The 10,225-nt window shown below is 65.8% G+C and carries 6 protein-coding genes; all 6 read right to left on the bottom strand.

Going from position 1 to position 10,225, the window contains the following annotated elements; genetic code table 11:
- Positions 1–247: 247 nt before the first annotated feature.
- A complete protein-coding gene (locus VM621_RS16900) occupies positions 248–1,900 on the bottom strand; it encodes an alpha/beta fold hydrolase (RefSeq protein ID WP_325470120.1) in 1,653 nt (550 codons plus the stop codon).
- A 102-nt stretch (positions 1,901–2,002) separates the two neighbouring features.
- Entirely contained in the window at positions 2,003–3,733 is a 1,731-nt protein-coding gene (locus VM621_RS16895) for an alpha/beta fold hydrolase (RefSeq protein ID WP_325470119.1), read from the bottom strand.
- A gap of 12 nt (positions 3,734–3,745) precedes the next feature.
- The gene (locus tag VM621_RS16890) at positions 3,746–5,236 is read right to left on the bottom strand and encodes an alpha/beta hydrolase (protein WP_325470118.1); all 1,491 of its coding nucleotides are present in this window, start codon (positions 5,234–5,236) and stop codon (positions 3,746–3,748) included.
- A 157-nt stretch (positions 5,237–5,393) separates the two neighbouring features.
- Complete coding sequence (locus VM621_RS16885; RefSeq protein WP_325470117.1) at positions 5,394–7,085, bottom strand: alpha/beta fold hydrolase; 1,692 nt, start codon at positions 7,083–7,085, stop codon at positions 5,394–5,396.
- Positions 7,086–7,226: 141 nt separating this feature from the next.
- Positions 7,227–8,003, bottom strand: coding sequence for a 3-hydroxybutyrate dehydrogenase (locus tag VM621_RS16880; protein WP_325470116.1), 777 nt, complete (start codon positions 8,001–8,003; stop codon positions 7,227–7,229).
- Positions 8,004–8,006: 3 nt separating this feature from the next.
- Entirely contained in the window at positions 8,007–10,181 is a 2,175-nt protein-coding gene (locus tag VM621_RS16875) for a glycoside hydrolase family 3 N-terminal domain-containing protein (RefSeq protein ID WP_414674561.1), read from the bottom strand.
- Between the last annotated feature and the right edge of the window lie 44 nt (positions 10,182–10,225).

The raw sequence follows: 10,225 nt of genomic DNA, 5'->3' as shown, positions 1-10,225 counted from the left end.
CATGCGGCCAACGGACAGATCCCGCCAGCCATCCACGAAATGCTGTCGGTCCGAAAAACGCCCTATCGGGTGTCTAGAAATACTTGACCACTTCAGGGCGCCAAGGTCTCCCCGCGAAACGCCCAAGTGTACAAAGCGATGCCGAAGGCGAGCCCTAGGCGAGGTGCAAGGTGCGAACGAATGCCCGGCCTGAAAGCCGACCGTCCGGACCCCGGTGATCCACGATGGACCTTCTTTTGCGGCTTTTCTAGCTGGCTTTGAAGAGTCGCTTCAACTGCGCGTCTATCAGGCGAGTGGGCGTGTCCAGCGAACGCGGAATCGGCGCCGACGAGGGCTCACAGGACGTCAACTTCGCTTTGGGTACCCGGCCATCGAGGAGGTATCCCGCGGCGGCGGAGAGCACACATGCCGGTGCGGAAGGATTGAGTATGCCGTGGCCGTGCAGCCCGCGGGCCAGCACCATGTGCGCATTGTCGTATGTCGCGAGGACGCGCCTGGCATTCGCAAGCGAGGTGGCCGGATCGAACTCGGCTTGGATCATCAGAAAGTCGGGTATCGATCCAAGTCGCGACATGTCCGGACGGACGTTGTCGCGGCCGGGCCAGTTGGCGCACGTGAGCCCCAGGTGTGCCTCGTTGGAGCTTCCGCCGGGATATGCCGCCGCCATGTGTCGTGCGAACGCGCGCCAGTACGCAGCTTCACGAATCCACGGTGTGTCGTTGCATACCACGGCGAGGTGGACCGACCTGCCGTCGGTGCCGAGAAGAGCGTCCACGGCGGACGGCAGCTCACTGAAGTAGGCCGACAGCAGGTGGCCGGCGGCTTCTCGGATGCGCGCATTCGTGTCCGGATCTGGACTGAACGCATGCGAGGCGATGCGCCGGCCAAGCGTCGCCTGGTCGACCCGTGAGTCGACGCCGAGCCAATCGGCCAGGGTGACGGCCGCGGCGAGGTCGGCAGGACCGCCGATCGTCCTGAGCCACCTTTCATGCGCCCGCGCTGGCATCGTGCGCACGCGCTGGAGAAGGACGGCTTCGTCCGAGCCCAGGCCGTACGTCTCGGGTGCGGCCAGCGCGGGACCCACGGCGTCGGCCAGAAAAAGCTCGTGCACGTCCATGACCTGGGTGTAGACCGCGTCGTGGAAATAACGGGTTACGTCCATCGTCGAATCGAACAGCATGCGGCCGACGTGGTCGGGGTAGGTAGCGGCGTACCACGCGCCTACCCATGTGCCGTACGAGGTGCCATAGAAGTTGAGGGGAGCATCGCCAAACAGGCGGCGAGCGAACTCCATGTCATGGACGTGCTGCGCCGTGTTCACCCATGGAGAGAACGGATCCATGCCGCAGTCGCCGGCCAGCGCGACGGCATCGTGTGTGGCGGCTGCCCAATTCGCATCGCTCGCGTCCACCGACAAATCGTTGAACGGCCCGGCCGTTCGTCCCGCGAGGCAGTCGTATACGCGGCCGCCGGCGAGGCCGCGGGGTACCACGGCGACGAGATCGTAACGGTCGGCCAACGTGCGGAGGCTTCCCGCGACAGGATCGCTCGCCTCGAGGGTGTTCCACCAATCCGCCATGACGGGAAGAAACCGTCGCGGATTGCCTCCGGGACCGCCAAAGTTGAAGAAGACCGACCCCATGCGGCGTAAAGGATCGCCGGCGAGAACGCGGATCAGGCCGACATCCACTTCACCCTCTGCCGGATGGCTGTGGTCAAGCGGCACACGCATGGTTCCGCATTGCAGCCGGGCCTTCAGGGCAGGAGCATTCCACCCGGTTTCCTCGGGATCGCACGCACGCCAACCGATGTCGTCGGCATGGGACGTGGAGGCAGCAACGGGTGTCGGTAGGGTGGCGGCGCCGAGCATGGCGCAGAAGAAGGCGTGTTGCGGACGCATGAGCGAAGGCTCCCAGGGTGGATGTCCATCCACCCTAGAAGTTCTGCGACGGACTTACTGTCGGGTATTGCCATCATCGCGCCCCGGTCGACGAGCCGGATTTCATCGTCCTTGACCAGGTTCACGTCCGTTCATGCCGCTGACGAACGGTGGTTGCCTGGCGAACTGAGAGTGCACCGCCGACAGCTCTTTGCGGAGCGCCGCCGCCTGCGGCGGATCCGAGAAGCCACTGCTGCCGGTATCGGCGGGTCGTGCTTCACAGTGACTGGTGCGCTCGACAGGCAGCGTGCCCCTGAGAAGGTAGTTGCCCACCAGGGCTTCGATGCAGGCGGAATCGGTGAATCCGAAGACGCCGTGCGACTCGAAGTTGTCCGCGATAATCAGGCGTGCCGTAGGCGTGGCGTCGAGCGAAGCGATGGCGCTCAGCAAGGGAGTCACCGGATCGTGCTCGGCCTGAACCATGAGGATGCCGCCAGCGGCGGCCATGCGGCTGAGCGGTGGCCGCGTGGCGTGCGCACCATCCCAGTACACACAATGGTATTCCAGGCCGCGGCCATCGATGGAAGGAAACTGCGCAGCAAGCGAGGCAATCTTCGCCCTGTGGTATGCGGCATCGCCCAGGTAAGGCATGTCATTGCACATGACGGCAAACAGCACCGAATCGCGCTCATCCAAACGAAAGGTTTCAGGCACGTAGACGATGGGCATCACGCGCCATGCGTGCTCGGTGGCTTCGAGGCGGGCGGCATGGTTCACCGTCGGCTCGGAATGAAAGCGGTGTGACCCGATGCGAGCGAGCAGCGTTGGTAAGGTCATGCCGGGTTCGACCCTCGTTATGTCGGACATCCCTCGTGCCGCGAGCAGACTCTCGGGCGTCTTCCACAGACCACCCCATCCTTGACGGACCTCGTTCGTCAGGTGATCGAACTGCGTCATGACGGCGGCGACATCTGCACCGAAACGGTAACGAAAGCGGTCGTTGGCTGCCGGCTCGGCCACGAGCCGTACGAACTCCGCATGCGCCGTCGACTTGAGGCGCTCCACGTTGGTGTTCCAGTCGCTGGTCCAATCCATGCTGGAGTCGAGGAACATGCGACCTACGTGTTGCGGAAAGGATGCCGCATACCAGCTACCGATCCAGCTTCCGTACGACACGCCGAAGAAGTTCAGACGCGGTTCGCCCAGCGATAGCCGTGCCGCTTCCATGTCGTACACCGTTTGCTCGGTATTGATGAACCGGTACAGTGGATTGCGCCGGCAGGCGCTGGCGATCGCCCGCATGAACATGTCCATCGTCCGTAGATTCGCTTCCGAGCGGTCGGCGACGATGTCCTGGTAGTCCGTCGCCAGGTGTTCGGACGTGCAGGTGAAGGTCGTTCCGCCCTTCAAACCACGGGGCACGACGCCGACCAGGTCGAACACATCGGACAGCTCCCGCTTCGTGCCATGCACGGGATGACCCGCGTGCGCGTCGTTCCAGTAGCGGGCGAGCGTGGGAAGCGACTCCATCGGGGTCTCGCCTGGACCGCCTGGATTGAAGAAAAGAGCACCGCGCCGCCGTGCGGGATCGGCTGCGGCGACGCGCACGATCGCCACCTGCATCTGACCTGCCTGCGGATGACGATGATCGCGCGGGACGCTCATCTGCCCGCAGCGCAGACGGTCGCCGAGCACCAAGGCCGTCGTCCCGACCAGGTCCGTCGAGCATGTCGACCAGTCGATCGTCACGGCATGGATGTCAGGCAGATTCCATGTCGGTGTGGACGCCGTGGCGCTAGCGTCGGTGCAGGCCGTGGCCATCAGGGTCAGTGCGGCAAGAGCCATCTTCTTCATCGTGCCTCTCCTTCATCGGATGTTCTGGAGCCGTTTGGCGAGTTCGTCACGCATGTCCCATTCGCTCGGCCCGTCGCCGGCTTCGCGACTCTCGCGCGAGCGCGTCGACGGTACGTAGTCGCAGGCCGACCACGGCAGGGCGGGGAGCTCGCCATCGAGAAGAAACCGGCCCACCGCTCGCTCCACGCACGGTGTCGCGGACGCGCCGAACAGACCGTGCACGCGCGCACCTTGCGCGACGACCATGCGAGCGCCGGGCGAGCGGCTGAATGCCTGCATGGCGCCGTTGTACGACGTCGCCGGATCGAACTCGGCCTGCACCATCAGCATCGGCGGTGCTACCGCCAGCGCCGTCAACGGCGGACGCCAGCGCGGCGACGTCGCCCAGTTCATGCAGACGAGTCCTGTCGTGACCGCCTCGCCGTTCGCTGCCGGATAGCGGCTTGCGATCCTGTTTGCGAGGGCGCGCAGTTCTTTCGGGTCTTTCCGCCACGGGGTGTCGGCACAGATCACGGCGTGATAGACCGAGATGTCGACCAGACCGTTCAGCGTCGGATCGGTGCGCCGACCGAGTGCCGATGCGAGGCCGACGGCCGCCTGCCGGATCTGGTGGTCCACGGCGGGATCGGGGCTGAAGACATACCTTTTCGCCCGCGCGATCAGGCGTTCCTTGGCCGGCGCACCTTCCGCACGCATCCAGTCGGCCAGGGTCAGCGCGGCCACGAGATGGCTCGGCGTATCGATCACGGAGGACCAGGCTTCGCGCGCTTCGTGCGGCATGGCCCGGAATCGGTTCAGGGCCGTACGCGCATCGCTGCCTATGTTGTAAGTGAACGGATCGGCGAGCGCGGGCCGCAAAGCATTCCGTGCAAACAACGCCTGCCGCTCACCGGGGGCATCGTCGACCTGTTGCTCGAAGGTCCCGGAGAAATTCATGACCGAATCGAGCACGATACGGCCCGCATGGTGCGGGTACATCGCAGCATAGAAGGCGCCCACCCAGGTGCCGTACGAGATGCCGACGAAGTTCATCGCCGGTTCGCCAAGCGCGAGTCTCGCCTGCTCCATGTCGCGAACGTGCTGCAGGGTGCCCAGGTGCGGCTTAAGCGGGTCGTCGCAGGCGCGGGCATAAGCGCGGGCGTCCTGTACGAAGCCGGCCCAGTTCCAGTCCGCAAGATAGATCGAGGGATCGTGCGGTTCATCACTGGCTGGCGTGGGCTTGCATTCGTAGCGGCTGCCCCCGCGCAGTCCTCTGGGGATGACCGCGACAAGGTCGAAGCGATCGGCCAGGCGCCGCTTGTCGCCGTCGAGGGGGTGGCTGGCCGAGCGTGTCGACCACAGGTAGGCCGTCGGCGGAAGCATGTCCGTGGGATTGGCACCCGGGCCACCGAAGTTGAAGAAGAGCGAGCCTCGCCGTTGCGCCGGATCGCCCGCCTTGACGCGTACGAGACCGACGGTAAACGTCCCCTTGCCGGCGTCATCGGCGTCCAGTGCGGCGAGCATCGTTCCGCACTCCAGGCGTTCTCCCAGAGCGTCGGTCCAGCGCTGTTCCACTAGATCGGCCGCACAGGGTTCCCATGCGATGGATGCGCCAGCGAAAGCATCGCTGGCCCAGGCAAGGGCGCACGCTACGGAGAGGGTATGCCAGGTCGCACGTCGCTCAGAGTTCATCGTGATGCACCGGCGCGGGTGCCGTCCCAGGAAGTGTCGCGTTCACGGGTGTGGGCTCGGCGACGAGGGCCGGAGTGCCGGGTAGCGCGTTGACGGGGTTGTCGAAGGCATCGCTGCACGTGAACGAGCGCGACGGCGTCGCCGGTAACTCACCGGTCAGCAGGTAGTGCGCGGCCGTGCGCTCGATGCATGGCGAGGTCGTGAAATTGAACACGCCATGTTGGTCCGAACGGCGAACCAGGAGCATGCGTGCGTTAGGGAAGCCGTCGAGGATGTGTTGTGCACCCTGCAGGGGTGTGGACGTGTCCTTTTCGGACTGGATGAGAAGGAAGGGCGCCGCCCTTCCGAGGGCGGCGAGATCCGGCCGACGCGCGCTCGGTCCGCCCCAGCGAGAACAGGCGAGTTCTTCGAACGTCTCTTCGCCGGTGAAGTTGAAGTACCTTGCGATGTTGCGTCGCGCGGACTCGCGGATATCGGCGTCGCTCCGCGGCCAGGCGACGTCGTTGCAGGCCACGGCCAGGCGTACGAAGAACGATGCGGCGTCGCCTTGCGATGACGGTTCGCCCGCCGCGGCGTAAAACAGCGACCGGACGAGCGAGTCGGCCTCCCTGCGAATGCTCCGGTTCAGTGCCGGGTCGCTGCTGAACCATTCGCGATTGATGAAGCGGATCAGCTCCCCCGGATGCTGCGGCTGGCTGTTCCCCGCCCAGCCTACCAGGCGGAGCGCCGCGGCGAGCCGGGGTACCGTGGTCAGCTGTTCGACCCAGGCCTCGCGAGCCCAGGATGGGAATGCCGCGATAGCCGTCGCGATCGCGTCGGGATCGCGGCCCAAACCGTGCGCTACAGGGTCGCGCAGCAAGGGGGCGACGACATTCTCTTGGAAGGCGCGGTTGCGCGCGGCCAGCAAAAGGTCGGTCGCCGCACGATAGCCGTGCATGATATCCATGCTTGAATCGAGCAACAGGCGGCCGGTATGCGCCGGATAGATCGACGCGTACCAGGCACCGACCATCCCGCCATATGAAATGCCATAAAAATTCAGCCGCTCGTCACCGAGCGCGCGGCGGACCCAGTCCATGTCGTGCGCGTGCTGTTCGGTATTGACGTAGCGCGCCTGGTCCGATGCGGTGCATGCCTCCACCAGGGCCTCGGCGTCGTCGACGATCAGCCGCCAGTTGGCATCGTCCTGATGGCTGGGCAGGAATGCGCTCGCGCGTTGCGGGACCGTCCCGCAACGCATGTCGCCGCTGCCAGCCAGCCCCCGTGGAATGACGGCGATGAGGTCGTAGCGCTCAGCCAGCTGGCGTTTATCTCGGCCACCAGGATCGTTCGCGTCGAGCCGTGACCACACTTCGCCCATGGACCGAAGCAGCGGTCCGGGATGCGTTCCCGGGCCACCCTTGTTGAAGAAGAGGGAGCCCTCGCGCCATGCCGCCAGGGCCGCGCGTATGCGGATCACGCCGACGCTTATCTCCCGGCCGTCGGGACGGACATGGTCCAGCGGTACCCGCATGGTGGCGCATTGCAGACGTGTGCCGAGAGTGCCCGATCCCCGGCCTACCCAGCTTTCGCTGCAAGCGCCCCAGTCGAGCCGGGGAACAGCGGCAGACTCCGCAAAGCCGGGGGCTGGAAGGCACGCGAGCGCGCCCACCGTGAGCAGGGCCCGATGAAAAGAATTCATGCGGCGTGGTTCTCGTCTGTCGAGGGGACCACGAAGCTACGTGAGAGGGACCGAGGTCCATAGCGGCGTTCGCTGCGACAGCGCGCGAGCGTTACCGGGACAAATGTAGGGTTGTTCCGGCTTGCAACCGGTCGGTGAGCGCTACTGGATGTGCCAGCCGTGGGTCACGACAAGTGACTGACCGGTGAGAGCGTTCGATTCGAATCCCGCCAGGAAGACGGCGGTGTCGGCTATGTCGGTCAGCGTGGTGAATTCGCCGTCCACCGTGTCGCGCAGCATCACCTGGCGAATCACGTCGTCCTCGCTGATGCCGAGTTCCCGCGCCTGCTCGGGAATCTGCTTTTCCACGAGCGGCGTACGCACGAAGCCGGGGCAGATCACGTTGGAGCGGATGTTGTCCTTCGCGCCTTCCTTCGCAATGACCCGCGCGAGACCGAGCAGGCCGTGTTTTGCCGCGACGTAAGGCGCCTTGAACTTCGATGCCACGTGGGAATGCGCCGAGCCCATCAGTATGATCGAACCACCCCGCGTCGACGCGATCATCTGACGCATGGCGGCGCGGGACGTCAGGAACGCACCGTCCATGTGGATGGCAAGCATGCGCTTCCAGTCCGCGAACGGGAGATCCACCAGCGGCGAGATGACCTGCACGCCCGCGTTGCTGACAAGAATATCGACCGCGCCCAGCTCGTGCTCGACGCGTGCGAAACCTTCCTCCACCTGTGTTTCGTCCGTCACATCCATCGTGACGGCCATCGCACCGTGGCCGATGGCGGTGGCGGCTTCGCTCGCCTTGTCCGCGGCGATGTCGGCAACGACGACCCGCGCGCCGGCCTGCGCATAGGCCTCGGCGATCGCGCGGCCGATGCCGCTTGCCGCACCGGTGACCAGAGCGATCCTGCCGGTCAGGTCATGCATGGCTCAGGGCTTCCCCAGAACAAAGGTCGCCGCCTCGCCCTGTGCCGACGATCCTGCGATCCAGACGTCGAAGGTGCCGGGTTCGGCCTCGAACGTCTTGCCGTCGCGATGGGTGAAGGCCAGATCCGCGCGGGTCAGTTCGAAGGACACCTCCTCCGACGCGCCAGGGGCGAGGAGGATCTTGCGGAAGGCCTTGAGTTCGCGGACCGGTCGTACACGGCTGGCGACGCGATCGTGGATGTATAGCTGCACGACTTCCTCGCCCGCGACGTCGCCGGCGTTGGTGACCGTGGCACTGACCGTGATGGTTTCGTCCCAGCCCAGCTGTGCCTTCACCTCGGCTGTCGTGTACGTGAAGCGGGTGTAGCTGAGGCCGTGGCCAAAGGGATACAGCGCCTCGAAGGTGGCCTCCCGGTAGCGCGATTTGAACGCCGGCGGCTGGTCGGCGAGTTCGGGACGGCCGGTGCGCAGGTGGTTGTAGAAATACGGCTGCTGACCGGACTCCTGGGGAAAGCTGACGGGCAGGCGGCCGGCAGGGTTGTAATCGCCGAACACCACGTCGGCGATGGCGGGACCGGTCTGGCTGCCGAGGAACCAGGTGACCAGGATCGCGTTGGCCTGGCGCACCGCACCGGTAAGTGCGAGCGCGCGACCGTTCTTGAGCAGCACCACGACCGGCGTGCCGGTGGCGGCGACGGCCTCGGCAAGAGCCTGCTGCGCCGGCGGCACGATGATGTGTGTGCGTGACTGTGCTTCGCCGGAATACGTTTGCGGCTCGCCGATAGCGAGCAGGACAACGTCCGCGCGCTTCGCGGCGGCAACGGCCTCGTCGATGCCGCCTTCGATCGCTTCCTCGATGGCGCAGCCGGCAACGACCTCGAGGGAGGCGGCGTCGTCCAGCGCATCGCGCAGACCGGTCTCGATGTTTATGTGGCGCGTCTTGTCGCCGAACAGGGTCCAGCAGCCTTCGAGGTTGTCGATGTCGGCGCCGAACGGTCCGATCAGTGCGATCTTCTGACCCTCCTTTCGCAGCGGCAGGATGCCGTCGTTCTTCAGCATCACGATCGAACGGCGCGAGGCGTCGCGAGCGAGCGCGGCGTGTGCGGCGTTCTTCGAGGTATCGGCTTCCACGGTGGGATCGAGCGAGCGGTACGGGTTGTCCAGCAAGCCGATCGCCTTCTTTACCGTGAGGACGCGGCGCACGCCTTCGTCCAGAACGCCCATCGGCACCTCGCCCTTCTCGACGAGATCGGGCAGGTGGGTGCCGTAGAAGCCGCTCTGCATGCTCATGTCCACGCCGGCGAGGAAGGCCAGGCGCGAGGCGTCGCGCTCGTCCTCGGCAAAGCCATGCGCGATGAGTTCCATGTCCGCGGTGTAGTCGGAGACGACGAAACCTTCGAAGCCCCATTCGCCGCGAAGAATGTCGGTCATGAGTTCATGATTCGCCGAGGCGGGCACGCCGTTGATATCGTTGAACGCACTCATGAAGGTAAGCGCGCCGGCGTCGAGCGCCGCCTTGAAGGGTGGCAGGTGCACGTCGCGGAGCGTCTGCGGCGCGATGTCCACCGAGTTGTATTCCATGCCGCCGGCCACGGCCCCGTAGGCGGCGAAGTGCTTCGGTGTCGCCAGCAGCGAGTCGTTCGCCGTGAGGTCGGTACCCTGGAAGCCGCGCACGCGTGCCGCGGCGAACGCCGAACCGAGCACGACGTCCTCGCCCGCACCTTCGGCCACACGTCCCCATCGCTGGTCGCGCGCGATATCGACGGCCGGCGCGTAGGTCCAGTGGACACCCGCGGCCGTGGCTTCGATCGCGGTCGCGCGCGCCGTGCGCTCGGCGAGATCGGGTTCGAACGTGGCGGCCTCGCCCAGGGGAATGGGAAACACGGTGCGCATGCCGTGGATCACGTCCGCGCCCAGCAACAGGGGAATGCCCAGCCGGCTCTCTTCCACCGCAACGCGCTGGGCTTCGCGACCCTCCGCCGCGCCCACGCCATTGAACAGCGCACCCACGCGCCCGGCCCGGATCTGCTCGAGCACCTCGGCGGCGCCGCGCGCGTTGGTCTCGGGATTGATATCGGGCGCGAAGGGGCGCACGGCATCGGCGAACACGCCCAACTGGCCGACCTTCTCTTCGACGGTCATGCGGGCGATCAGGTCTTCGATGCGGGGGTCACGGATCATGGTGGTCTTGCCCTGGAAACGGTCGGCGCGGGACGGGCACC

Origin of the sequence: Luteibacter sp., assembly GCF_035539195.1 — a bacterium.
GTDB lineage: Bacteria > Pseudomonadota > Gammaproteobacteria > Xanthomonadales > Rhodanobacteraceae > Luteibacter.
The sequence above is the reverse complement of the archived record's forward strand: the minus strand, read 5'-3'. Positions and strand labels throughout refer to the sequence as shown.